The sequence below is a fragment of the Nocardioides luti genome (assembly GCF_014212315.1).
GTDB classification, from domain to species: domain Bacteria; phylum Actinomycetota; class Actinomycetes; order Propionibacteriales; family Nocardioidaceae; genus Nocardioides; species Nocardioides luti.
In genome coordinates this window covers 197,202-222,569 of sequence record NZ_JACKXE010000001.1, presented here as the reverse complement: position 1 = coordinate 222,569, position 25,368 = coordinate 197,202, and the positions used below count along the sequence as shown (strand labels likewise).

Sequence of the window (25,368 nt, the reverse complement as noted above, 5' to 3'; positions counted from 1 at the left end):
CCTCTCACCAAGGAGCCCACGTGCGTCGTCAGACGGGCAGCCGTCTCGGCGCCATCGTTTCGCTGTCCCTCGTCCTCTCGGTCCTGGCTGCCACCGGCAGCTCGGCGGAGCCCGGGGCCCGCCCGGCGACCCAGCAGCGCACGACGCAGGCCGGGACGGCGGTCGCGACGCCCGACCTGACGCGGGTCTCCCGGTCCCAGCGCGAGGAGCAGCGGCAGGTCGACCTGCCGCGCGCTGTCCGGGGCGCCACCGCCATCCGTCTCCTCGGCGACCAGGTGGACGAGGCCGCAGCGCTCAACGACACCACGACCGACGCGCTGGTCGACCTGCTGCTGTCGGACCGGACCGCCTGGCTCGACCCCGAGGGTGCCGTCTTCTTCAAGGACGAGCCTGCCCTGGCGCCGGCGAAGGACCCGGTCGAGGCCAGTGCACCGCTCGACCAGACCTTCCAGCTGCACAGCAAGCCCGGCGCGCAGCGCACCATCTACCTCGACTTCGACGGCGGGAGCGCCAGCGGCACTCAGTGGCACACGACCTACCCGACCGTGCCGGTGACCCAGCCGGCCTGGGACCCGAACAACACCCCGGGCTTCGACACGAACGAGCTGACCAGCATCCAGACGGTGTGGTCCTCGGTGGCCGAGGACTACGCGGCGTTCGACGTCGACGTCACGACGGCCGACCCGGGACCCGCCGCCATCAACCGCTCCTCGGCCGGGGACCAGGTCTACGGCTCGCACGTCCTCATCACCCCCAGCACAGCGGCGGCCCAGGCCATCTGCTCGTCGAGCTGCGGTGGCGTCGCCTACCTCGGCGTCTTCAACTTCGTGGACAGCGCCGGGGGCGACGGCTACGGCTACCACCAGCCGGCCTGGATCTTCCCGCAGCTGCTCGGCAACTCGCCCAAGAACATCGCCGAGGCGGCGAGCCACGAGGTCGGGCACAACCTGGGCCTGTCCCACGACGGCAACGCCACTCAGGGCTACGACGCCGGCCACGGCGTCTGGGCGCCGATCATGGGCGTCGGCTACTCGCACCCGGTCAGCCAGTGGAGCAAGGGCGACTACACCGCCGCCAACAACCAGGAGGACGACCTCGCGATCATCCGGGGTGTCCTCGGCCTGCGCGCCGACGAGACCGGGCCGAGCATCGTCGCTGCGGCCCCGCTGCCCAGCGGGACGGCGTACGTCGCCACCCGCAACGACGTGGACACCTACCTCCTCGGCACCTGCACCGGCACGGTGACGGTGGCTGCCAACACCATCGGCACCTTCGCGGACCTCGACGTCAAGCTCCGCATCCTCGACGCCGCCGGCAACGAGGTCGCGAGCGCGGACCCCGCCTCGGCGCAGACCGACGTGAGCAACGCGGTCGGCATGAGCGCCTCGGTGACGAAGGCCCTCAGCGGCACCTTCTACGCCTCGGTCGACGGCGTGGGCAACGGCACCTGGGCCGGCGACGGCTATGACGACTACGGCTCGATCGGCGCCTACACGATGTCCGTGACCGGCTGCAACGGCGCGGCGCCCACGGGCACGCCGACCGCACCGACCAGCGTGACGGCCACCCCGGACGCGACCGCGGCGACCGTCGCGCTCGCCTGGGCTGCGCCGACGAGCCCCGGCTCCAGTCCGGTCACCGGCTACGTCGTCACCCGCACGGGCGACGACGACACCGCCGTGCAGCTCCCGGCCGGCACGACGTCCTACACGTGGAGCGGCCTGGCCGCCTCGACGGCGTACACCTTCAAGATCACGGCGCTCAACGCCCGCGGCCCCGGCACGACGGCGACCGTCTCGGCCACCACCGCCTCGGGGATCGTCAAGCCGGGAGCACCGCAGGCCGTCACGGGCAGCTGGGACAGCCTGGGGCAGTCCGGGGTGCTCAGCTACTCCGCGCCGGCGGCCGCCGGCAGCTACCCCGTCTCGTCGTACGACATCTTCGCCGACAGCCGGTACCTCGGCGGCACGCAGTGGACGGCCGTCGGGATCACCGGTCTGACGCCCGGCGTGCACACGCTCGGGGTCGCGGCGGTGTCGCAGGCCGGCCGCGGTCCGGTCGTCACGGTGACCGTCGTCGTGCCGGACCGCCCCGCGAACGACGCCTTCGCCGGACGCACCACCCTGCCGGGGGTCAGCGGCACCGTGACGGGGACCAACCTCGAGTCCTCGGCCGAGCCGGGCGACCCCACGCCCGCGGCCACCCGGACCGGCGCCGGCGGCGCGTCGCTGTGGTACTCCTGGACCGCTCCGGCCAGCGGTCCGGCCACCTTCTCCACCACCTCCACGGTCACCGGCCGCGACACCACCCTCGGCGTCTACTACGGCGATCTCAGCGGCTTCTCCACGATCGCGACGAACGACGAGACGCCGTCCGGGGGCCACCTGGCCTCGGTGACCTTCGAAGCCGCCGCGGGCGTGACCTACGCGATCGCCGTCGACGGCTACCGCACGTTCGCCGCCGGCGTCGGGCAGTTCGGGCTCACCTGGACCGGCACCGACACCGGCGCCCGCCCCACGACCTCCGCCCTCGCGGTGAGCACCAGCGGGCGCTCGGCGACGCTGACGAGCACGGTCACCTCGACCATCGGGCAGCCGACGGGCTACGTCGAGTTCCGGGACGGGTCCGTCCTGCTCGGCTACGGAGACATCTACGGGAGCAGCAACGCCCCGAGCCTCACCGTCACGGACCTCCTGAAGGGCGACCACACCTTCTCGGCGAAGTTCGTGCCGGACGACAGCACGCTCTACGCCGGGTCGCAGGCCTCCGTCGTGCGGTCGATCGCCGCCACGCCCAGCACCACGACGCTGACCGCGACGCCGAACGCCCAGAGCGTCCAGCTGAGCAGCACCGTCGCGGTCACGGCGGGCACCGCGACCGGCACCGTCGAGTTCCGCGACGACGCCACCCTCGTCGGCACCGCGAGCGTCACCGGCGGCGCTGCCGGCCTGACCCTCACGGGCGTCACGCCGGGTGCGCACAGCTACACCGCGACCTTCGTCCCGACCGACACCAACCGGTACGCCGCCTCCACCTCGCCGGCGCGCAGCGTCACGGTCGACGCCCCGCCGCCCCCGACCGCGACCACGACCACCCTCTCCGGCCAGGTGTCCGGGCGGACCGCGACCCTCGACGTCGCCGTGACCGCCGCGTCCGGCACCCCGTCCGGCACCGTCCAGGTCCTCGACGGCACCACGGTCGTCGGATCGGCCCCGCTGGTGGCCTCGACCGCCCGACTCACCCTCACGGACCTGACCCGGGGCACCCACCACTTCAGCGCCCAGCACGTCCCGGCCGACCCGACCCGCTTCGCCGGGTCGCAGTCCGCCGACCTGGCCCTGGACGTCGCCGCGACCCCCACCAGCACCAGCCTCGACGTCACCGTCAGTGGTCGCACCGTGACGCTGCAGACCTCCGTGGCGCCCGCCTCGGCGGGCACGGTCCAGCTGCGCGACCGCGGCGCCCTCGTCGGGACCGTCGCCCTGGTGGGCGGCGCCGCCGCCCAGACGCTCACCGACGTCCCGGCGGGCGAGCACGCCTACACGGCGTCCTTCGTCCCGGCGGACGACCTGCGCCAGGCCCCGTCGACCTCGCCCACGCGCACGGTGAGCGTGCAGGCCACGCCGACCGCGACCGCGCTGGGGGCCAGCGTCGACCACCACCGGGTCACGCTCGTCGCCACCGTCACGGCCGACGGCGGGAGCCCCGCCGGCATCGTCGAGGTCCGCGAGGGCACGACGCTCCTCGCGACCGTCCCGGTCTCCGGCGGGACCGCCAGCACGGTGCTGCCGGCCGTCGCCACGGGCGACCACGACTACACCGCCACCTTCGTGCCGACCGTCCCGACGTCGTACGCCGGCTCGGTCTCGGCCGCGCGAACCGTGAGCGTCCTCGCGACCGCCACGGCCACCGCCCTGACGGCGGAGGTCAGTGGCCGCACCGTCACGCTCACGGCCACGCCGAGCACCACCGACGGCACCCTGGACGGATCCGTCGAGTTCCGTGAGGGAGCCACGCTCGTCGGCACGCGACCGCTCGGCAGTGCCCTCACGCTCACCGGCGTCGACCCCGGCGCGCACGGCTACACCGCGACGTTCGTGCCCGGCAGCACCTCGCACGCCACCTCGACGTCGCCGACGCGCTCGGTCACCGTCCGCGTCACGTCGACCACGGAGCTCGCGGCGACCGCGTCCGGTCGCACGGTGAGCCTCGACGCGACCGTCAGCACCGACGGCGGCTCGCCCGCCGGCACCCTGGAGCTCCGCGACAGCGGCACGCTGCTCGGGTCGACGCCCGTCACCGCCGGAGCCGGCTCCTGGACCCTCAGCGAGGTGACGCCCGGCGACCACGCCTACGCCGTCACCTTCGTGCCGACGGACGGCACGTCGTACGCCGGGTCGACGTCGCCCACGCGCACCGTGTCGATCGCCCGGGTGGCCACGGCCACCGGCCTGACGGCCGCGGTCAGCGCGCGCACCGTGACCCTGACCGCGACGCCCACCACCGCGGCCGGGGTGCTCGCCGGCACCGTCGAGTTCCGCGAGGGCGACGTGGTCGTCGGCAGTGCCCCGCTCAACGGCGCCACCGCCGTCCTGGCGGTCCCGGACGTCGTGCCGGGCGCCCACAGCTACACCGCCGTCTTCCTCCCCTCGGGCACGACGTACGCCGGCTCCACCTCCGGCGAGCAGACTGTCACCGTCGACCGGGTCGCCACCGCGACCGGCCTCGACGTCACCGTGGAGGGACGCTCCGTCACCCTGACCGCCACCCCGGGCTCCGACTCGGGCTCGCCCAGCGGCCCGGTCACCTTCCGCGAGGGCGACACCGTGCTCGGCGTCGTCACGCCGACCGGGGCCACGGCGGTCCTCACGCTCACCGACGTCACGCCCGGTGCGCACACCTACCGGGCGAGCTTCGACCCCACCGGTCCCGTCCACGCGCCCTCGACCTCGCCGGAGCGGACCGTCACGGTCAGGTACCCCTCGAGCACCGACCTCAGCGTCACGAAGGACGGCCGGACCGTCTCCCTCGAGGCCGTCGTCACGGCCGACGGGGGCGCGCCGATCGGCTCGGTCGAGCTCCGCGACGGGGCGACGCTGCTGGACTCCGCCCCCGTCACCTTCGGCCGGGTGGCCTGGACCTTCACCGGCGTCCTGCCGGGCGAGCACGCCTACACCGCCACCTTCGTACCGGTCGACGCGGTCTCGTTCGCCGGCTCGGTCTCGCCGACGCGCACCGTCTCCGTGGCACGCCTGGCCTCCACGACCGACCTCGCGACCGTCGTCGACGGCCGCACCGTGAGCCTCACGGCCACCGTGCGCGGTGACGCGGGCGTTCCGACGGGCAGCGTGGAGCTCCGCGAGGGTGACACGGTCCTCGACACCGCGCCGCTCGACGGCTCCACGGCGTCCTTCACGCTGTCGGGCGTCGTGCCCGGCGAGCACACCTACACGGCCGTGCTCGTCCCGACCGGTACGACGTACGACGGCTCCTCCTCCGCACCGCGCACCGTGACGGTCGAGCGGGTGGCGACGACGACGACACTGCTCGCTGCCGCCGACGGCCGGACCGTGACGCTCACGGCCACGCCGACCTCGGCGTCCGGCACCCCCACCGGCCCGGTGACCTTCCGCGAGGGCTCTACCGTCCTCGGCACCGTCGCGGCGACCGGTGGCACCGCCGTCCTGGTCCTGACCGGCGTGGTCCCCGGGGACCACGCCTACACCGCGACGTTCGACCCGACCGGGCCTGTCCACGCCCCGTCCTCCTCGCCGGAGCGCACCGTCACGGTGGCCAGGGTGGCGACGACGACGGCACTGTCGGTCGTCGTCGACGGACGATCCGTGACGCTCACGGCGACGCCGGCATCGTCCGGCGAGGCTCCGCTGACCGGTGAGGTCGAGCTCCGCGACGGCACCGAGCTCCTGGGGTCCGTGCCGCTGGCCGACGGTGCCGCCGTGCTCACGCTCACCGGCGTGACTCCCGGCGCCCACGACTACCGGGCCACGTTCGTGCCGTCCGGCACCTTCTACGCCGGGTCGCTGTCCCCGGTGCGCTCGGTCGCGGTGGACCGGGTCGCCACGACCACCGCACTGACGGCCACCACCACCGGCCGTGCCGTGGAGCTGGTGGCCACCGTCGCCACGGCGACGGGCACCCCAACGGGCAATGTCGTCCTGCGCGAGGGCGACCAGGTGCTCGGCACCGTGCCGCTGGCGGGGGACACCGCCGCCCTGACCCTGGGCGACGTGGACCCGGGCGAGCACACCTACACCGCGACCTTCGTCCCGAGCGGGGACGTGCACGCGGGCTCGGCGTCGCCGGCCCGGACCGTCACGGTGGCGCGCCTCGCCACGACGACGTCGCTGACCGCCTCGCTCACCGGACGCACCGTCACGCTCACGGCCGCCTCCGCGGCCGGGTCCGAGACCCCGACCGGCGCGATCGAGCTGCGGGACGGCGACGAGCTGCTCGCCACGGTGCCGCTGACCCAGGGCGAGGCCACCACGGTGCTGACGGGCGTCCTGCCCGGCGTGCACGCCTACCGCGCGACGTACGTGCCGTCCGGCACGCGCTTCGCCGGGTCGCTGTCCGAGGTCCGGACCGTCGTGGTCGAGAAGGTCGCCACCACCACGGACCTCGCCGTCACCGTGGCCGGGCAGGTCGTCACGCTGGCCGGGTCGGTGTCGTCCTCCGACGGCACGCCCACGGGCGACCTCGTCCTGCGCCGGGGCGACACCGTGCTCGCGACCGTCCCGCTGGTCGCCGGGGCGGCGTCGAAGGAGCTCACGGGTGTCCGTCCGGGCACGTCGACGTACACCGCCACCTTCGTGCCGTCCGGGGCGACCTACGCCGGCTCCACCTCGCCGGCGCGCTCCGCGACCGTGGCCACCCTGGTGACCACCACCGACCTCGCGGTCGACGTCTCCGGACGCACCGTGACGCTGGACGCCTCGGTGGTCTCCGTGGGCGACCCCGCGGTCGGTCGAGTGCTCTTCACCGACGACGGCCAGCCGGTCGGCGCCGGCGACGTCGTGGACGGTGCGGTCACCGTCGTCCTCGATGAGGTCGAGCCCGGCGACCACGCCTACCTGGCCACCTTCGTGCCTGCCGACGCCACCGTCCACCGGGGCTCGGCGTCGGACGTGCGCGGGGGCTTCGTCGACCGGGTGGCCACGACCACCGGTCTGGCCTCGAGCGTCCGAGGTCGCACCGTGACGCTGACCGCCACGCCGGCCAGCAGCCTCGGTGGCCTCCAGGGCGACGTCGAGTTCACCGAGGACGGCTCGTACGTCGGGACCGTGACGCTCACCGACGGCACCGCCGTGCTCGAGATCCCGGGCGTCAGCGTCGGCACGCACACCTACCGTGCGGTGTTCCTCCCCAGCGGCGGCCGTCACGTCGGGTCGACATCGCCCGTGGAGACCGTCGCGGTCGGGGTGGTGGACACGGCCACGTCGCTCACCGCCGAGGTCGAGGGCCGCGTCGTCGCCCTGGGCGCCGTCGTCACCAGTGCCGACGGCACGCCTGCAGGGACGGTGACGTTCCTCGAGGGCGGCGAGCCCGTCGGGTCGGCCGACCTGGTCGAAGGCGCTGCCGGTCTCGTCCTGACGGGGGTCCACCCCGGCACGCACACCTACACCGCGTCGTACGCCTCCAGCGCGACCGACTGGGCCACCTCGAGCTCCGCGGAGCGGTCCGTGACCGTCGAGCGGGTCGCCACGCAGACCGGGCTCACGACGTCGGTCGACGTCCGCACGGTCACGCTCGGCGTCGACGTCACGTCGGCCGACGGCACGCCGCCCGGCGCCGTCGAGCTGCGCGAGGGGGCGCAGCTCCTCGACACGGTCCCGTTGAGCGACGGTGCCGCCTCGCTGACCCTCACGGGCGTCGAGCCGGGCGACCACGTGTACACCGCGACGTACGTCCCCACCGGTGGGACGTACCTCGGCTCGACCTCCTCGGTCGGGTCCGTCACGGTGGCGCCGATCGTCTCGACGACGACGCTCGACCCGAGCGTGGACGGGCGCACCGTCACCCTCGCCCCGGTCGTCACCGTCGACTCCGGCACCGTGACCGGCTCGGTGCGGGTCTTCGAGGGCGACGACCTGCTCGACACGCTGGACGCCGGCGACGCGTCGGCCGCCGTCGTCCTGAGCGACGTCGTGCCGGGTGAGCACACCTACCGGGCGACCTTCGTCCCGGCCGACTCCGCGACGTACGCCGGCTCCAGCACCGGCGACCGCACCGTGACCGTCGACCGGGTCGCCACCACGACGCAGCTGACCGGCTCCGCCGACCGCCGCACGGTGACCCTGACGGCCACCGTGTCCGCGGCCTCCGGCACCGCGTCGGGTCAGGTCGAGCTCCTGGAGGACGGCTACCCGTTCGACACGGTCCCGCTGACGTCGGGCACGGCCGGCACCGTGCTCACCCACGTCTCGACGGGGGAGCACCACTACTCCGCCCGGTTCCTGCCCGAGGGGCCGGTCCACGCCGAGTCGACCTCGCCGGTCGAGACCGTGACGGTGGCGTCCGTCGCCGTCCCCACCACCACGACGCTCCAGGCCACGATCGACGAGAACCGCTACGTCAGCCTGCACGCAACGGTCTCCGCCGAGGACGGCTTCCCGGAGGGCCACCTCCAGGTCCTCGACGGTGACCAGGTCCTGGCGTCCTACCCCGCGTCCTACGGCGAGCTCGACTGGTCCGTCGCGGACGTCAGCGTCGGCACCCACCGCTACACGGCCCGGTTCGTCCCCGCCGACGCGGGGGCGTTCGAGCCCTCGCAGTCGGCGCCGCAGGACGTCGTCGCGCCCGCGACCGCGACCGCGACGGTCCTGACCGTCTCCAGCAGCGGCAGCCAGGTCCTGCTGCAGGCCAGCGTCGTGGCCGCCTGGGGCTTCGCTGCCCCCGGAGGGACCGTGCAGTTCCGCGAGGGCGGTGCGGTGGTCGCCGAGGCGACCCTCGGCGCCGGCAACGCCTCCGGCGTGCTGACCGACGTCGTGGGTGGCGGGCACACCTACACGGCGCGGTACGTCCCCGCCGGCGACCGGTTCGAGCCCTCGTCCTCCGCGTCCAGGTCGGTGACGGTCGCCCCGTCCGGCACCACCACGTCGCTGGACGCCCAGCAGGTGGGGCGGTCGCTGGTGCTCACCGGCCACGTGTCCTCGCCGCTCGGGTCGCCCACCGGACTCGTGACCTTCCGGGACGGTGACGTGGTCGTGGCGACCGCGCCGCTGACCGGTGGCGAGGCGAGTGCGACGCTGACGCAGGTTACCAGCGGGACCCACCCGCTCTCGGCGAGCTTCGCCGCGACGGACCCGGCGATCCACTCCTCGTCGTCCTCGCCCGTCCGTGGTGTCGCGATGCTGCCCAGTGCGACCACGACGTCGATGACCGCCGAACGGAGCTCGGACTCCGTGGTCCTCACGATCGACGTCACCAGTCCCGACGGCGTCCCGGGTGGGACCGTCGCGGTGCTCGAGGACGGCGCCGAGGTCGGCGCGGTCGCGCTCGTGGACGGCCACGCCGTCCTGGCGCTGACGAACCTGTCGCCGGGCGCCCACCGCTACACCGCGTCGTACTCCGACCCGACCGGGACCTTCCGCGGCTCGGCCTCGCCGACGCGCGAGATCACCGTGCCGACGGTGCCGTCGACGGCCACCACCAGCACGACGCTGGTGGCCGACGTGGTGCGCCGCACGGTCACCCTGACGGGCACCGTCACCTCGCCGACGGGGGCACCCGAGGGCGCGCTGCAGCTCAGTGACGACGGTGTCGTGATCGGGTCCGTCCCGGTCGGCCCCGGCGGCACCGGGCGGCTCGTGCTCGACGCGGTCACCGCGGGCCAGCACCACTACACCGCCACGTTCGTGCCGGCCGCGCCCGCGTCGTACGCCGCGTCGGTCTCGGAGCCGGTGACGGCGACCGTCGAGCGCACGGCGACCAGCACGGCGCTCACGGGCTCGCGCAGCGGCTCGACGGTGACGCTGGAGACGACGGTGTCCGGCCTGGACGGGACGGTGCCCGTGGGCGCGGTCCGCGTGCTCGACGGCGGGACGCCCGTGGGCACCGTGCAGCTGGTGGCCGGTCGCGGCACCCTGGTGCTGACGGGGGTCGCGTCCGGCAACCACTCCTACCAGGCGGTCTTCGACCAGACCCCGGACGTGGCGTCGTCGTCCTCGTCGCCGCTCGCCCTCACCGTCCCGGCTCCGGTCGTGGCGTCGAAGACCACCCTCACGGCACCGAAGACCGCCAAGAAGGGCACCCGCCCGGTCGTGCGGATCAAGGTGCTGCGCGGCGCCACCGGCGCCACCGGCCAGGTGGTCCTGACGTACGGCGCCAAGAAGGTCACGCTCACGCTGAAGTCCGGCGCGGCGTCCTTCAAGCTGCCGAAGCTGGCCAAGGGCAAGCTCAAGCTCACGGCCTCCTACCTCGGCAACGCGACGACCTCGACGTCGTCGGCCACGGCCAGCACCAGGGTGAAGTAGGGGGTCGGCTGCCGCGTCGTACGGTGTCGCCATGAGCGAGGCAGCCGACTCCCCCTTCCACCGCCTGATGCCGATCGGGGAGCGCCTGTCCGGCGCACCCCTGGTCGACGACCGGCTGTCGTGCTTCGAGGAGGTCACGCTCCGACCGCTCGAGCCGATGCTGGTGCCCGAGGCGCCGCGGGCGGGGGAGCTGGACAGGTCGGAGTGCGGGCACTGCCGGCCGTCGGAGTTCACCATCTGGCGCGACGCCGTGTGGCACGTCAACGCCGGCTTCGAGCCCATGGGCATCCCCTACATCGGCGGGCTGGCGCCGAACGAGCACTGCCGCCTCGACGACGCGCCGCTCGAGGTGCTGGCCTCGCTCGGGCCGCTGATGCAGCGGCTGAGCGTCGCGGTCAAGGCGATCCCGGGGGTGGCGCGCACGCACTTCGCCCGCTGGGGCGACGGGTCGGAGCACTTCCACCTGTGGGCCCTCGGGCGGCCGGCCGGGATGATGCAGGGTCGGGGCGCGATGCTGGCCTTCTGGAACGACGTGCTGCCGCCGCTGCCGGACGACCTCGCGGCCGAGCACCTGCGGGTCGTCGCGTCGTCGCTGGCGGCGGGTGGGGGAGAGGCGCTCGTCTAGGGCTGCCGGGCGGCGGGCTGGTCCCGTGACTCCGGGGCGGGCCGCGGGGTGGCCTCCTTGACGAAGTTCCCGTCGGTGCGCTCCTGTCCGCAGGGCCGCACCAGGGACACGACGTGCCGGTGGGGGTCGTCGGGGTCGACGCAGACCGAGACCGGGTCACCGGGCGTCCACACGCGCTCGTTGACGACGTAGCGGTCGTAGCCGTACCACTGGCCGTCGACCTCGTAGGCGTAGGCGAAGCGGTAGCCGCTGCCGGTCCCGGTCCCGACCTCGCGCGGATCCAGGACCGTCGCCTCGACCCGCTGGGTCAGCCCGCTCTGGTCGTCCCCGCGGACGACCAACCAGGCCGCGAGCCCGAAGAACCCCCCGGCCGCCAGCACCACCACGAGGACCGCGCAGCCCACGGCCTTCACGGGGCCGTCGGCCCCGGGCCGTCGACGGGCAGCTCGTAGATGATCTCGAGCCCGTCCTCGTCGTCCCACTGCTCGCCGGTCTCGAGGAAGGGGTACTGGTGGACGAGCGCCAGCGACGCGGCGTTCGCCGGGGCGACGGTCGCCCGCAGGACGCGGGCCTCCGGCTCGCGGCGCGCGCGGTCGAGGAGGAGCTCGAGGGCGGCGCGGGCGAACCCCTGCCGCCGGAACGCCGGGTCGACGGCGTACCCGATCTCCACCATGCCGTCGGCGTCGGGCGCGGCGTGGAAGCCGGCCTTGCCGACCGCCTGCCCGCCCGTCTCGTCCCACAGCACCCCGGTGATCCAGGGCAGGTCCTGCGGGGTCTCGACGGCCTGCTTGGCCCGGAAGCGCCAGGTGCCGATGCTCTCGGCCGCGACGAGGTAGGCGCTCAGCAGCACCGGGGCCGTCGCCTGCGCCCGCTCGAGGTCACCCTCCGACAGCGCCTGCAGCGTGGCCGGGTCCAGCTGGACGATGCGGACGCGGGGCCGGGTCGGGTCGCTCACGCCGGCCAGCCGGACGGGTAGTCGTCGACCGCCTTGTCGTGCTGCTTCTGCAGCTTCTTGCGCAGCTTGGTCGGGAGGCGGTCCCCGAAGACGGTGCCGAGCGTGTGGTCGGTCTCGTGCTGGAGGCAGCGGGCGAGCATCCCGTCGCCGGAGAAGGAGACCGGGGAGCCGTCGACGCCGGTGCCGGTCACCGACGCGAAGTCCGGCCGCGCGCACTCCACGAAGGCGCCGGGGAACGACAGGCAGCCCTCGTCGCTGTCGTCGAGGTTGCGGTCGCCGACCTCGGGGAGCGTCAGGACCGGGTTGCAGACGACGCCGACCGTCCGGGTGCCGCTCTCGTCGGGGCAGTCGAAGACGAAGACGGCCTGGTCCACACCGATCTGGCAGGCCGCGAGGCCGACCCCGTCGGCGGCGTACATCGTGGCGACCATGTCGGCGACCAGCGCGGCGAGCGCGTCGTCGTACGCCGTCACGAGCTGCTGCGGGCGGTGCATGACGGCCTCGCCCCAGCGCGTCATCGGGCGGACGGAGCCGCCCGTCGGGAGCGGTCCGTGGGGCGCCAGGGGTGCGTCGTCGGGCATGTGCGGATCCTAGGTCTCGACAGGCTCGACCACCGAAAAGCCAGCGCCCGACGACCGAAGAGCCAGCGCCGGAACCGCCGGGAGCGCTGGTGTGACCCGACACACGGCGACTGCTGTAGCGCCGAGTGTAACTCCGAGTTACATTGACTGCATGTCCCTGACCAAGAGCCTCAAGCCCGGTGGCAAGCACGGCCTGACGTCGAAGGAGGCGCGCGACCCGATCGGGTACGCCGTCGCCGCGCTCAGCCGGGTCGCCCAGAGCGACCTGATCGACCGCATCGGCCTGCGCAAGCAGGCGGAGCAGGCCGTCTTCACCGTCACCCGCAACGGCTTCCAGACCGTCACGACCGCGAGCCGGACCTTCGCGAAGGCCGGCAAGAAGGGCAAGCCCGGCGTCCGCGTGCCGGCCGCGGCCCCGAAGGGCGTCTTCGACCTCACGCCCACCGAGGACGAGCAGATGCTCGTCGACGTGGTGACCGAGTTCGCCGACGAGGTGGTCCGCCCGGCCGCCGCCGACGCCAACGAGACCTGCACCGCGCCCGAGGACCTCCTCAAGGCCAGCCTGGAGATCGGCCTGCCGATCCTCGGCGTCCCGGAGTCGCTGGGGGGCATCTCCGAGGAGCGCTCGGCGATGGCCGGCACCCTCGTGGCCGAGGCCCTCGCGAAGGGCGACATGGGCCTCGCCGTCGCGGCCCTCGCTCCCGGCTCGGTCGCCACCGCGATCGGCCTCTGGGGCACCGACGCGCAGCAGCAGACCTACCTCCCGGCGTTCACGGGCGACGACGTGCCGGCCGCCGCACTGGCGCTCACCGAGCCGACCGTTCTCTTCGACGTGCTGAGCCCGGGCACCACGGCCGAGCGCACCGACGACGGCTACGTCCTCAACGGCGTGAAGTCGCTGGTCGTGCGCGGCGCCGAGGCCGAGCTGCTCGTCGTCGGCGCGATGCTCGACGGTCAGCCGGTGCTCTTCCTCGTCGAGTCGTCGGCCGACGGCCTCAGCGTCGAGGGCGACCCCGCCATGGGCATCCGCGCGGCGTCGCTCACGAAGATCACCCTCGACGGCGTCGTCGTCCCGGAGGACGCCGTGCTCGGCGCCACCGACGGCACGACGTACGTCGAGTGCGTCCGGCTCGCCCGTCTCGCCTGGTGCGCGCTCGCCGTGGGCACCGGCCAGGCCGTGCTCGACTACGTGACGCCGTACGTCAAGGAGCGCGAGGCGTTCGGCGAGCCGATCGCCCACCGCCAGTCGGTGGCGTTCATGGTCGCCAACATCGCGATCGAGCTGCAGTCGATGCGGCTGCTGACCTACAAGGCGGCCGCCCGCGCCGCCGCGGGCAAGGACTTCTCCCGCGAGGTCGCGCTCGCCCGCAACCTCTGCGCGAGCAAGGGCATGCAGATCGGCCTCGACGGCGTCCAGCTGCTCGGTGGCCACGGCTTCGTCAAGGAGCACCCGGTGGAGCGGTGGTACCGCGACCTGCGGGCCGTCGGCGTCATGGAAGGAAGTGTTCTGGTCTGATGATCAACCTCGACGATCCCAAGAAGTTCCGCCCGCTGGCCTCCCAGGCCCACCAGGTCGCGATGAACATACTGCGGCCGATCTCGCGCAAGTACGACCGCGCCGAGCACGAGTACCCCAAGGAGCTCGACATGCTCGCGGCCATGATCGACGGGCTCTCCGAGTCCGGCGCGGCCGAGGGCGCGGGGGCTGCCGGCGTACGCCGTGACGAGAAGCCCGAGGAGAAGGCGGGCGTCAAGAACGGCGCCAACCTCGCCTCGGTCATGTCGATCGAGCAGATGTGCTGGGGCGACGTGGGGCTGCTGCTCTCGATGCCCCGCCAGGGCCTCGGCAACTCGGCCATCGCGTCGGTCGCGAACGACGAGCAGTCCGAGCGCTTCGCCGGCGTGTGGGCCGGCATGGCGATCACCGAGCCCGGCACCGGGTCGGACTCCGCCAACATCAAGACGACCGCCACGCTGGACGGCGACCACTACGTCCTCAACGGCGAGAAGATCTACGTCACCTCCGGCGACCGGGCCGACCACATCGTGGTGTGGGCGACGCTCGACCGCGACCTGGGTCGCGCCGCGATCAAGTCGTTCGTGGTGCCGAAGGGCACGCCCGGCATGCGGGTGGACCGGCTCGAGCACAAGCTCGGCATCCGGGCCTCCGACACCGCGACGATCATCTTCGAGAACTGCCGGGTGCCGGCCGAGAACCTCATGGGCTCGCCCGAGGTCGACGTGAAGCAGGGCTTCGCCGGTGCGATGGCGACCTTCGACAACACCCGGCCGCTGGTGGCCGCGATGGCCGTCGGCTGCGCCAAGGCGTCGCTCGACCTCACCCGCGAGCTCCTCGAGGACGCGGGCGTCGTCATCGACTACGACCGTCCCGCGGTCGTCCAGTCGGCGGCGGCCGCCAAGTTCCTCCAGATGGAGGCCGACTGGGAGGCCGCGCACCTGCTCATGCTGCAGGCGGCGTGGATGGCCGACAACCGCCAGCCGAACTCGCTCGAGGCCTCGATGGCCAAGGCGAAGGCCGGCCGGGTCGGCTCGGACATCACGCTGTCGTGCGTGGAGCTCGCCGGCTCCATCGGCTACAGCGAGGCCGAGCTCCTCGAGAAGTGGTCGCGCGACTCCAAGATCCTCGACATCTTCGAGGGCACCCAGCAGATCCAGCAGCTGATCGTGGCCCGCCGGGTCCTCGGCCTCTCGAGCGCCGAGCTGAAGTAGCCCCCTCCGACCGACGGGTCGGGTGACCGCGCTGGGGGGCCGGTCACCCGACCAGGTCGGCGAGGGCCAGGACGTCCTCGGGACCCGCCAGGTCCCCGAGACCCAGGAACACCGTGTCGACGCCCCGGTCGGCCAGCGCCCCGTAGCGGTCGCGCTGGTCGGCCACGGTGCCCGCGTGGGTGCGCCGTGCGAAGGCCGCCGCGGGGGATCGGCCGCGCAGGCGCTCCACGCGCGCCCAGGCGTCGGCACGGTCGCGCCCGACCACGGGCAGGTCCAGCACCGTGACCGCCACCTCGGCCGGGTCGCGTCCGACGTCGCGGCAGTGGGCGCGCAGCACCTCGATCTTGCGGTCGAGCGTCTCCGGGTCGGACGCAACGTTGCACGCGTCGCCCAGCTCCGCGGCGATGCGGAGGGTGCGGCGCTCGCCGCCCCCGCCGACGACGACCGGGATCCGCCCCGCAGGCCGCGGGTAGCCGGTCGTCTCCGGCAGGTCGACCCGCCCGCCGGCGTACGCCTTGGTTCCGGAGGCCCACAGGGCCCGCATCGTGCGGATCGCGTCCTCGAGCAGGTCCAGCCGCTCGCGGGCCGAGGGGAACGGGACGGCGTACGCCGCGTGCTCACGCGCCCACCACCCGGCCCCGATGCCGACGAAGCAGCGGCCACCCGTGAGCGCGTCGAGGGTCGCCGCGGCCTTGGCGACCACCCCCGCCGGCCGGAAGGTCACGGGCGTGACCAGCGTGCCGAGGTCGAGGCGGGTGTCGAGACCGGCCAGCATGCCGAGCGTCACCCAGGGCTCCGGGATTGGCTCCCACGCGCGCCCGACCTGGGGGATCTGGATCAGGTGGTCCATCAGTGCGAGCCCCGCGAAGCCCGCCTCGTCCGCGGCCAGCGCCACCGAGCGCAGCCAGCCGGCCGGGTCCTCGCCCCAGGGGAAGCGGGAGACCTGCAGGACCACCCGCAGCCCCTGTGAGCTGCGCCGGTCGTCCGGGCCGCGTCGCGGCGTGTGCCCCTCGACGCGCCGGGGCGCTTCCTCGGGCACACGGGGCGCCTCGTCGGTGTCCACCACGTGCACGAGGTCCCAGCCCTCGAGGTCGAGCGCCGTCCCGACGAGTGCCGCCCGCTTCAGCTGGGCGGCCAGCACCGGGGCGGGGACGGGGCGGTCCCGGGCCGCGTTGCGCTGCCGGCAGAGTGCGTCCGGCGTGTGCATCCGGACGGCCACCGCCGGCAGGCCGGCGGCCCGGGCCGCCGCGAGCCAGGCGAGCCGGCGGTCCGCGTCGAGACCGAGCGTGTCGACGACCGTCGTGAGGCCGCGTCCCAGACGTGCGGCGACCACGGTCTCGAGGAGGGCGAACGCGTCCGCCGATGCGTCGAGGTCGTGCGGACCGCTGCCGACGACGCCGCGCAGGGCGTCCGAGGAGACGACCTCCTCGGTGCGGTACCGGCCGGCCGCCCATGTCGACTTGCCCGCCCCCGACGGGCCGACGAGGACGACCAGCGCCGGGTCGGGCAGACGCACGGTCGTGCTAGTCCTTCGTGCTGTCCGGGGTCGGCTTGCGCGGCGGGAGCTTCGCGCCGGGGGCCGACTTCTTCGCGGGCGCGGCGGGCGCCTTCTTCGCCGCGGCCTTCCGGGCGGTCGCGGGCTTCTTGGCGACGACCTTGGCCAGGTCGGCCGGCGTGGCGTCGACGTGCGGCTCCTCGGAACCGGCCGGCTCGGTCGCGGGCTTCGGTGCGGGCGCCTTCTTCGCCGGTGCCTTCACCGTGGCCTTCTTCGCCGCGGGCGCCTTCGTCGTGGCCGGCGCGTGGATGGGCTCGTCAGCGCGGCGGGCCACGGGCTCCGTCGTGGCGGTCGGGTCCACCGCTGCCGGCGCGGGTGCGGTGGCCCGGACCGGGGCCGGCGTCGCGGTGGGAGCGGACGGCTTGCGACGGTTCACCAGGGAGGTGACGCCTCCGGCGGCCTTCTTGGTCACCTCACCCGCGATCAGCCGGCCCAGCGACGCGGTCTCCTTCGCGGTCCCGACGGGGTCCTTGAGGCTGGTGACGGCCACGTCCTTGATCTTGCCGAGCGGGTTCTTGTGAGCCACGGGGTCCCTTTCGGTGGAGGTCAGGTCCTGCTCGCGATTGAAGCAGACAGGCGTCTGGTCCGCGGGCCGTGATCAGACCACGGCCTTGAAGGGGTCGTGGTCGGCGAGGATCTTGTCGACGCGGGCCTGGTCGAGCCGGGAGACGACGTACTGGTTCTCCTGGGCGTCCCGCACGCACTTGGCGAGGGTGAAGGCCGAGGTCGTCAGGAACAACGTCCCGAGACCGAGAAAGGCCCGGATCCAGGGATCGACGGGCAGGTAGAGGATCGCGAAGACCATGGCGAGCAGGGCGATGGCGAACGAGATGCCGGCCTGCGCGAAGAAGGCGTTGGTGTTCCTGGACTGGTTCGGAGTGCTCATGCGCCCAGCCTCACGAACGCCGGCCGGCGCGGGATCGGCCCGGCTACTCGACCTCACCACCCGTGCGGGTGAGTACCGGCACCCACGGGCGTGCTCGGATGGGCGCATGAAGCTGTACGCCGACTCCTCGTCCCGGTTCGCCCGCCAGCTCGTCGCGGACGTGCTCTTCCTGTGCTGGGTGATCGCCTGGGTGTGGATCGGCAACGTCGTGCACGACGGGACCATGCAGCTGGCCGGTCCGGGCGACCAGACGACCCAGTCGGCGACCGGGCTGGCCGAGTCGATGACGGAGGCCGGCGACTTCCTCAGCGGGCTGCCGGTGGTCGGCGACGGTGCGGCGACGCCGTTCGACAAGGCCGCCGGTGCGTCGCGGGCGCTCGCCGACGCCGGGCAGGCGGAGGTCCGTGCGGTCGAGAAGCTGGCGTTCTGGCTGGGCCTGTCGATCGCGGTCATCCCGATCCTCGTGGTCGCCGGCCGCTACCTGCCCGGCCGGGTCCGCTTCGTGCGCGACGCGACCGCGGCGCAGCGGTTCGTGGACGGTCCGGCCGACCTCGAGCTCTTCGCGCTGCGGGCGATGACGCACCAGCCGCTGCACGTGATCGCCCGGGTCACCGACGACCCGGTGGCCGCGCTCCGCCGGGGGGACACCGACGTGATCGCGCGGCTGGCCGGCATCGAGATGGCCGACAGCGGGCTGCGACCGCCCACGGTTGGGATGCGGACCGCCCGGGCATAGTGACGGCGTGCCTCCGAAGAAGAAGTCGACGAAGAAGTCCACGTCCTCCGCGCAGACCAGCCGCAGCGACCTGATCGTCTCCACGCTCGAGGACGCGTTCGCCCCGCTGATGAAGGCGGACCCGGCGGCGTTCCGCGGCAAGTTCCGCAAGATGGCCTCCGACCCGCACTCGTTCTACCGCGGCAGCGCCTGCCTGTTCTACGCCGACGTCACGCAGCAGGACGACGACTACGCGAACGAGCAGAGCGGCCGGATCTGGATCCACGGCGACCTGCACGTGGAGAACTTCGGGACCTACCTGAACTCCGACGGCCGGATGGTCTTCGACATCAACGACTTCGACGAGGCCTACCTCGGCCGCTTCACGTGGGACCTGCAGCGGTTCGCCGCGTCGCTCGCCCTGGTGGGCTGGCAGAAGGCCCTGCCCGAGGACAGCGTCCGGTCGCTGATCGGGACCTACCTGCGGTCCTACCTCAGCCAGGTCGACGACTACCGCAGGAGCGAGGACGACGACGACTTCGCCCTCCACCTCGAGAACACCCACGGCCCGATCCTCGAGGCACTGACGATCGCGCGCCTCAACCGTCGCGCCGACCTGCTCGACGAGGCGACGGTGGTGACGGACGGCGTCCGGATGCTGCGCGAGGACGCCTCCGTGCGGCGGCTCGGCAAGGCGGAGCGGCGCAAGGTCGAGAAGGCCTTCGGCGCCTACCTGGACACCATCCCCGAGGACAAGCGCTTCGACCGGGACCTGTTCTACGAGGTCCGCGACGTGGCCGGGAAGTCCGGCTTCGGCATCGGGAGCGCCGGCCTGCCGGCGTACAACGTCCTCGTCGAGGGCTACACCCAGGCGCTCGACAACGACGTGCTGCTGTCGATGAAGCAGGCCAACATCCCCGCGGTGAGCCGCTTCGTGGACACCGGTGAGGTGGAGAAGTACTTCGACCACGAGGGCCACCGCACCGTCGTCAGCCAGCGTGCGCTGCAGGTCCACACGGACCCGCTACTCGGGTACACCGAGCTCGACGGCGTGGGGTACGTCGTCTCCGAGGTGTCGCCGTACGAGGTCGACCTCGACTGGAGCGACCTCACCGAGCCCGACGACATCGCGGCCGTGGTCGGGCTGCTGGGGAGGGCGACCGCCAAGATCCACTGCGCGTCCGACGAGGACAGCGAGCAGGACCTCGTCGACTTCCAGGTCGAGGAGGCGATCGCGGCCAGCGTGGAGCGGCGTCGGCGCGAGTTCATCGCGTGGGTGACGGACTTCGGGATGACCTACGCCGAGCAGGTGCGCGAGGACCACGCGCACTTCGTGCACGCCTTCCGCGAGGGCCGGATCGGCGTCTCCGCGACCTGAGCCCGCGGGCCGGCGGCCGCGGACCGCTCAGGCCCGGGCCAGCAGCGCGTCGAGGTCGCGCTCGGCGTACATCCGGTGGTGCCACTCCTCGTTGAGCACGATCCGCAGGCACTGCTGCACGGGGAACGCGCGCGGCGGCGGCCAGCCCGGACCCTCGACCGGGGTCGTCTCGCTGGCGAGCTGCTCCTCGGTGAGGTCGTCGAGGACCCGGCGCACCGTGGCGAAGCGGTCCTCGCGCAGCGCGAGCGCCTCCTCGAGCGACGGACGGGCGTCCCGGTCCCACGGCACGGCCGGGTCGGGGGTCATGTCGTCCCAGGGGAGCGACAGCGGGTGCCACGGCCGCGGGTCGCCGAGGATCATCCGGTTGACCCACGAGTCCGTGGCGAAGGCGAGGTGGCGCAGGGTCTGGATGAAGGACCACTCACCGTCGACCGATGCGTGCAGCTGCTCGGGCGGGAGCGTGCGGGCCTTCGCGACGGTGTCGGCCCACAGCGACTCGAGCAGGTCCCACGCGGCTCGGTAGCCCGCGACGTCGGTCGGACGCATCGCGGCCCGGCCGGGGTGGCGGCGGTCGAGCTCGGCCTCGACCAGCGGCGCGATGTCGACGCCGTTGACCACGACGTTGTCGACGTCGCCGTGGATCTCGACGTCGACGAGGTCGACCCCGAGGAGCCGGGCGCCGGTGAGGTCGACGTTGCGGAAGACCGCCCGGCTGAGGTCGACGTGGGAGAACTCGGCGCCGGTCAGGTCCTGGTGGTCGAAGGTGGTGGCTTCATCGGTCATGCCCGGGACGCTAGCGTCGGTCCCGGACGATCCGCTTCCGCGACGAGGAGCCCGCCAGATGACGACCGACCAGAGCCCCACCGCCCGCGCCCTGCTGGCGCTCGAGGCGATCCAGGCCCGCCCCGGGATCACCGGCGACGAGCTGGCCTCGAGGCTGCGGGTCTCGGACCGTGCGGCCCGGCGCTACGTCGGCATCCTGCGCGAGGCCGGGATGCCCGTGGAGTCGGCGACGGGTCCGTACGGCGGGTACCGGATCGGCCGCGGCGCGCGGGTGCCCCCGCTGATGTTCACGCCCGAGGAGGCGCTCGGGCTGGTGATGGCGGTGCTCCGCGGGTGGCACGGCCCCGTCGACTCCGACCAGCCGGCGGCCAGCGCCCTCGGCAAGATCACCCGCGTGCTGCCGCAGCCGGCGGCGGCCTCCGCGGAGGCGATGCGCCGGGTGGTGGCGCAGAACCCCAGCGACGCCGCGGCGACCCCGGACTCCCAGCGCACCGCGGACCTGGCGCGTGCCTGCGAGAGCGGCCACCGGGTCCGTCTCGTCTACCGCTCGTCGGCCTCGCGGCCGCCGCGCGAGATGGTGGTCGACCCGTGGGCGGTCGTGGTGCGCCACGGGCGGTGGTACCTCCTCTGCTGGTCCCGCAGCGCCGACGGTCGCCGGGTGCTGCGCCTGGACCGCGTCGAGCGGGTGGACGTGACGGCCGACGCCTGCGAGGTCCCGGCCGGGCTGGACCCGGTGCGCGAGGTCGAGGAGCACCTCGCGGTGGGGTGGGCGCACGAGGTCGAGGTGCACCTGGAGGTCGGCTTCGACGTCGCCTCCCGGTGCGTGCCCCGCAGCCTGGGACGGCTCGAGGCCGTCGACGAGCACCGCTGCGTGCTGCGGGGCAGCACCGACGAGCCGGGGTGGTACGCCGGCCAGCTGGCCGCCCTGGAGCTGCCGTTCACCCTCGTCGGGTCCGCGGAGGTCGCCGCGGAGCTGCGGGCGCTGGCGGAGCGCCTGGTGCGGGCCGTGCCCGGAGCCCCCGCCTCGTCCTAGGCGCTGCCGTCCTCGACCGGCCCGTCCTCGACCAGGCCCGCCCCGGCTGCTGGCTCGACCAGCAGGTGCTGGGGCGCGCGGTAGCCGGCCGCCACAAACGCGGTGTCGATCGCCCGGACCGTGGCCTCGACGCGCTCCACGGGGACCAGCGAGACGGCGGAGCCGCCGAAGCCGCCGCCGGTCATCCGGGAGCCGGTCGCGCCCGCCTGGAGCGCGGTCTCGACGACGGTGTCCAGCTCGGGGCAGGAGATCTCGAAGTCGTCCCGCATCGAGACGTGGCTGGCCGCGAAGAGTCGTCCGACGGCGGCCCAGTCGCCGGCGCCGACCGCGTCGACGGTCTCCCGCACCCGGACGATCTCGGTCACGATGTGTCGCGCCCGCCGGCGTACCTGCTCGTCGGCGAGGGCCTCGACCGCGTCGAGGTCCGCGTGCCGCAGCGACGCCACGCCCAGGGCCGCGGCGGCCGCCTCGCAGTCGGCCCGGCGGGCGGCGTACCCGCCGTCGACCAGGGCGTGCGAGACCCGGGTGTCGGTGACGAGCAGCGCGAGGCCGGCCGCCGGCAGCCCCAGGTCGACGGGCGCGGTCGTGTGGTCGTCGAAGTCGATGAGCAGGGCGGCACCGGCCTCGGCGAGCAGCGAGACGGTCTGGTCCATGCCCCCGGTCGGCGCGCCGGCCACCTCGGTCTCGGCGCGCATGCAGGCGGCCACGAGCTCGCGACGCACGTCGCGGGTGAGCAGGAGACCCAGCAGGTCGGCGACCCCGACGGCCACGGCGCACTCGAGCGCGGCCGAGCTGGAGAGACCCGCGCCCAGCGGCACCCGGCCGTCGACCAGCACGTCGACCCCGGGGACGTCGTGGCCGGCCTCGCGCAGCGCCCACAGCACGCCGGCGACGTACGTCGGCCAGCCCTCGACGCGACCCGGGCCGACCGCGTCCAGCGCGCCCTCCCAGGGCGTCGGCTCCTGGCGGCTCGCGATCCGGACCCGGTCGTCGTCGCGACGGGCGATCGCGGCGTAGGTCGCGTGGGGGAGCGCGAGCGGCAGCACCAGCCCCGCGTTGTAGTCGGTGTGCTCGCCGATGAGGTTGACCCGGCCGGGGGCGCGGCCGACGACGTCGGGGTCACGGTCGAAGGTGCTGCGGAACTCGGCACGGAGCTCCCGGGTCAGGTCCGCGGTGTCACCGGGCTCGACGAAGGACATGGCGGCAACTCTAGGGCGGCAGGTGGGGGCCGCTGCTTGACTGGCCCCATGTCGGATGCCGGACCCAGCCCCGAGCTCGTGGAGCTCGCCCACCAGATGTTCGACCTGGCCCGCGAGGGCGCGGGGGAGCGGCTGCTGGCCTACGTCGACGCCGGGGTGCCCGCCGACCTGACGGATGCCTCGGGCAACACGCTGCTGATGCTGGCGGCGTACCACGGCCACGCCGCGGTGGTCGCCGGCCTGGCCGAGCGCGGCGCCGAGGTCGACCGGACGAACGACCGCGGCCAGACGCCGCTGGCCGGGGCGGTCTTCAAGGGCGAGGACGACGTGGTCGCCGCGCTGCTCGCGCTCGGGGCCGACCCGGACGCCGGCCAGCCCACCGCGCGGGCGACGGCGGAGATGTTCGGCCGCACCCTCGCGTAGATTCGCTCCCCGTGCGCTTCCTCCATGACGCGGCCCCGCCGCACGACCTGACCTACGACGACGTCTTCATGGTCCCGCGGCACTCCGCGGTGGCCAGCAGGTACGACGTCGACCTGGCCACCTCCGACGGGACCGGCGCGACCCTGCCGCTGGTCGTGTCGAACATGACGGCGATCGCCGGCAAGCGGATGGCCGAGACGGTCGCCCGCCGCGGTGGCCTGACGGTGATCCCGCAGGACATCCCGATCCCGGTCGTCGCCGAGGTGGTGCGCTTCGTGAAGTCGCGGCACCTGGTCTTCGACACCCCGATCGAGCTGACGCGGCACCAGACCGTGGCCGAGGCGCTCTCCCTCATCCCGAAGCGCAGCCACCGGGCCGCGGTCGTCGTCGAGGACGGGCGCCCCGTCGGCGTCGTCGCGGAGGCGGACTGCGTGGAGGTGGACCGCTTCGCCCAGGTCCAGCACGTGATGAACCCGGCCCCGGTCACGATCACCGCCGACACCGACCCGCGGGCCGCCTTCGACGCGCTGGACGCCGCCCACGCCGGGCTCGCGGTCGCCGTCGACGACGACGGACTGCTGCTCGGCGTGCTGACCCGCACGGGCGCGCTCCGGGCGACCCTCTACACCCCGGCCGTGGACGCGCGGGGCGGGCTGCGGATCGCCGCGGCGGTGGGCGTGAACGGCGACGTCGCGCGCAAGTCGGCGGAGCTGCTGGAGGCGGGCGTCGACTGCCTGGTCGTCGACACCGCCCACGGGCACCAGGACCGGATGCTCGAGGCGCTGCGCGCGGTGCGCGCGCTCGACCCGCAGGTGCCCGTGGCCGCCGGCAACGTCGTGGCCGCGGACGGCGTACGCGCGCTGGTCGAGGCCGGCGCCGACATCGTCAAGGTCGGCGTGGGTCCCGGCGCGATGTGCACGACCCGGATGATGACCGGCGTGGGGCGCCCCCAGCTCAGCGCGGTCCTCGAGTGCAGCACCGCCGCCCGGGAGCTCGGCGCCCACGTCTGGGCCGACGGCGGCGTCCGGCACCCGCGCGACGTCGCGCTCGCGCTGGCCGCCGGTGCGTCCTCGGTGATGATCGGGTCCTGGTTCGCCGGCACCCACGAGTCGCCCGGCGACCTCATGCAGGACTCCGACGGACGCTCCTACAAGGTCTCCTTCGGGATGGCGTCGGCCCGCGCCGTCGCCAACCGGACGTCCACCGAGTCGGCGTACGACCGCGCCCGCAAGGGGCTCTACGAGGAGGGCATCTCGTCCTCGCGGATGTACCTCGACCGGGCGCGGCCCGGCGTCGAGGACCTGATCGACCAGATCTGCTCCGGGGTCCGCTCGGCGTGCACGTACGCCGGCGCCACGACGCTCGAGGAACTGCACGAGCGCGCGGTGCTGGGCATCCAGTCCGCCGCCGGCTTCCACGAGGGGCGGCCGCTCGCCACCTCTTGGTGAAGACGGCGCGTCGGGCGACCCCCGTTTGAGGTGGAGCCGGTCGGGCACGGGCTCACCACACCACAACGAGGGAGAGCGATGTCTGTCGACGAGAAGTACACCGAAGAGCTGGTCGAGACGGCCGAGGACGGCAAGGAGGGCTACACCCGCGGGGCGAAGGACCTGGCCGACGGGGACCGCCCCGAGCTGGCAGCGGTCTTCACGCGTCTCGCGCAGCAGCGCCAGCAGTACGCCGTGGACCTCCGCGGCCTCGCCGGGAAGTACGGCGACGACGTGGACGAGGGCGGCTCGACGGCCGCCGCGGTGCACCGCGGCTGGATGAAGCTCAAGGACGCCGTGACCGGGTCCGGTCCCGAGAGCATCCTGAAGACGGCCCTCACGGGTGAGGACCACGCCATCAAGGAGTACGAGAAGGCGCTCGCGGAGGACCTCTCCTCCGAGCTGCGCTCGATGGCCGAGCAGCAGCTCGTCGAGATCCACGCCGCCCGCGGCGAGGTGCAGGGGCTGCTCGACGCCGCCGAGGCCTGAGCACGTGTTCGGGGGCGGTCCGCTGGCGGACCGCCC

General features: G+C 73.9%; 18 protein-coding genes. 10 read left to right on the top strand and 8 right to left on the bottom strand.

From position 1 onward, the window contains the following. Nucleotides 1-20 precede the first annotated feature (20 nt). Together H5V45_RS00990 and H5V45_RS00985 are read left to right on the top strand one after the other, a co-directional pair. Nucleotides 21-10,493, top strand: coding sequence for an Ig-like domain repeat protein (locus tag H5V45_RS00990; protein WP_185251211.1), 10,473 nt, complete (start codon nucleotides 21-23; stop codon nucleotides 10,491-10,493). 31 nt (nucleotides 10,494-10,524) lie between these two features. Beyond that, on the top strand, nucleotides 10,525-11,118 hold the full coding sequence (locus H5V45_RS00985) for a hypothetical protein (protein ID WP_185251210.1): 594 nt from the start codon (nucleotides 10,525-10,527) through the stop codon (nucleotides 11,116-11,118). Here H5V45_RS00985 and H5V45_RS00980 read toward each other — a convergent pair. From H5V45_RS00980 to def, 3 genes are read right to left on the bottom strand one after another with little or no spacing between them, the layout of a single operon-like run. Then, nucleotides 11,115-11,531 carry a DUF3592 domain-containing protein gene (locus H5V45_RS00980; protein ID WP_185251209.1) on the bottom strand — a complete coding sequence of 139 codons (417 nt, stop codon included), beginning with the start codon at nucleotides 11,529-11,531 and terminating at the stop codon, nucleotides 11,115-11,117. The genes H5V45_RS00985 and H5V45_RS00980 overlap by 4 nt on opposite strands. Next, nucleotides 11,528-12,073, bottom strand: coding sequence for a GNAT family N-acetyltransferase (locus H5V45_RS21615; protein ID WP_185251208.1), 546 nt, complete (start codon nucleotides 12,071-12,073; stop codon nucleotides 11,528-11,530). Before H5V45_RS21615 ends, H5V45_RS00980 begins: the two co-directional genes overlap by 4 nt. Beyond that, entirely contained in the window at nucleotides 12,070-12,654 is a 585-nt protein-coding gene (gene def / locus H5V45_RS00970; protein WP_185251207.1) for a peptide deformylase, read from the bottom strand. Before def ends, H5V45_RS21615 begins: the two co-directional genes overlap by 4 nt. A 151-nt stretch (nucleotides 12,655-12,805) precedes the next feature. On the opposite strand from def, the gene H5V45_RS00965 reads away from it, so the two are divergent. Next, the gene (locus H5V45_RS00965) at nucleotides 12,806-14,170 is read left to right on the top strand and encodes an acyl-CoA dehydrogenase family protein (RefSeq protein WP_185251206.1); all 1,365 of its coding nucleotides are present in this window, start codon (nucleotides 12,806-12,808) and stop codon (nucleotides 14,168-14,170) included. Further along, nucleotides 14,170-15,384, top strand: a complete 1,215-nt coding sequence (locus H5V45_RS00960) for an acyl-CoA dehydrogenase family protein (RefSeq protein ID WP_185251205.1) — start codon at nucleotides 14,170-14,172, stop codon at nucleotides 15,382-15,384. The genes H5V45_RS00965 and H5V45_RS00960 overlap by 1 nt, the downstream gene beginning before the upstream one ends. Nucleotides 15,385-15,427: 43 nt before the next feature. Here H5V45_RS00960 and H5V45_RS00955 read toward each other — a convergent pair whose 3' ends face one another. The 3 genes from H5V45_RS00955 to H5V45_RS00945 all read right to left on the bottom strand — a co-directional run bounded on the left by H5V45_RS00955 (nucleotide 15,428) and on the right by H5V45_RS00945 (nucleotide 17,825). Beyond that, nucleotides 15,428-16,900: an LLM class flavin-dependent oxidoreductase gene (locus H5V45_RS00955; RefSeq protein ID WP_185251204.1), complete on the bottom strand. Its 1,473-nt coding sequence runs from the start codon at nucleotides 16,898-16,900 to the stop codon at nucleotides 15,428-15,430. 7 nt (nucleotides 16,901-16,907) lie between these two features. Next, nucleotides 16,908-17,465, bottom strand: coding sequence for a hypothetical protein (locus tag H5V45_RS00950; RefSeq protein ID WP_185251203.1), 558 nt, complete (start codon nucleotides 17,463-17,465; stop codon nucleotides 16,908-16,910). Nucleotides 17,466-17,537: 72 nt separating this feature from the next. Next, the gene (locus H5V45_RS00945; RefSeq protein ID WP_185251202.1) at nucleotides 17,538-17,825 is read right to left on the bottom strand and encodes a YiaA/YiaB family inner membrane protein; all 288 of its coding nucleotides are present in this window, start codon (nucleotides 17,823-17,825) and stop codon (nucleotides 17,538-17,540) included. Between the two features lie 106 nt (nucleotides 17,826-17,931). Here H5V45_RS00945 and H5V45_RS00940 point away from each other — a divergent pair, with 106 nt between their 5' ends. Both H5V45_RS00940 and H5V45_RS00935 read left to right on the top strand, forming a co-directional pair. After that, nucleotides 17,932-18,561, top strand: coding sequence for a hypothetical protein (locus H5V45_RS00940; protein WP_185251201.1), 630 nt, complete (start codon nucleotides 17,932-17,934; stop codon nucleotides 18,559-18,561). A gap of 7 nt (nucleotides 18,562-18,568) precedes the next feature. Then, nucleotides 18,569-19,918 (top strand): DUF2252 domain-containing protein, encoded by a 1,350-nt coding sequence (locus H5V45_RS00935; protein WP_343061362.1) that lies wholly within the window; start codon nucleotides 18,569-18,571, stop codon nucleotides 19,916-19,918. A 27-nt stretch (nucleotides 19,919-19,945) separates the two neighbouring features. Here the strand turns inward: H5V45_RS00935 and H5V45_RS00930 are convergent, their stop codons facing one another. Beyond that, on the bottom strand, nucleotides 19,946-20,701 hold the full coding sequence (locus H5V45_RS00930; RefSeq protein ID WP_185251200.1) for a DinB family protein: 756 nt from the start codon (nucleotides 20,699-20,701) through the stop codon (nucleotides 19,946-19,948). 58 nt (nucleotides 20,702-20,759) lie between these two features. On the opposite strand from H5V45_RS00930, the gene H5V45_RS00925 reads away from it, so the two are divergent. Beyond that, nucleotides 20,760-21,734, top strand: a complete 975-nt coding sequence (locus H5V45_RS00925; protein ID WP_185251199.1) for a helix-turn-helix transcriptional regulator — start codon at nucleotides 20,760-20,762, stop codon at nucleotides 21,732-21,734. Here the strand turns inward: H5V45_RS00925 and galK are convergent. Beyond that, nucleotides 21,731-22,933: a galactokinase gene (galK, locus tag H5V45_RS00920; RefSeq protein WP_185251198.1), complete on the bottom strand. Its 1,203-nt coding sequence runs from the start codon at nucleotides 22,931-22,933 to the stop codon at nucleotides 21,731-21,733. The two genes, H5V45_RS00925 and galK, sit on opposite strands and share 4 nt — an antisense overlap. A 48-nt stretch (nucleotides 22,934-22,981) precedes the next feature. On the opposite strand from galK, the gene H5V45_RS00915 reads away from it, so the two are divergent. From H5V45_RS00915 to H5V45_RS00905, 3 genes are all read left to right on the top strand, one after another. After that, entirely contained in the window at nucleotides 22,982-23,356 is a 375-nt protein-coding gene (locus tag H5V45_RS00915; protein ID WP_185251197.1) for an ankyrin repeat domain-containing protein, read from the top strand. 11 nt (nucleotides 23,357-23,367) lie between these two features. After that, on the top strand, nucleotides 23,368-24,804 hold the full coding sequence (locus tag H5V45_RS00910; protein WP_185251196.1) for a GuaB1 family IMP dehydrogenase-related protein: 1,437 nt from the start codon (nucleotides 23,368-23,370) through the stop codon (nucleotides 24,802-24,804). Between the two features lie 78 nt (nucleotides 24,805-24,882). Further along, the gene (locus tag H5V45_RS00905; protein ID WP_185251195.1) at nucleotides 24,883-25,332 is read left to right on the top strand and encodes a ferritin-like domain-containing protein; all 450 of its coding nucleotides are present in this window, start codon (nucleotides 24,883-24,885) and stop codon (nucleotides 25,330-25,332) included. Nucleotides 25,333-25,368: the final 36 nt, after the last annotated feature.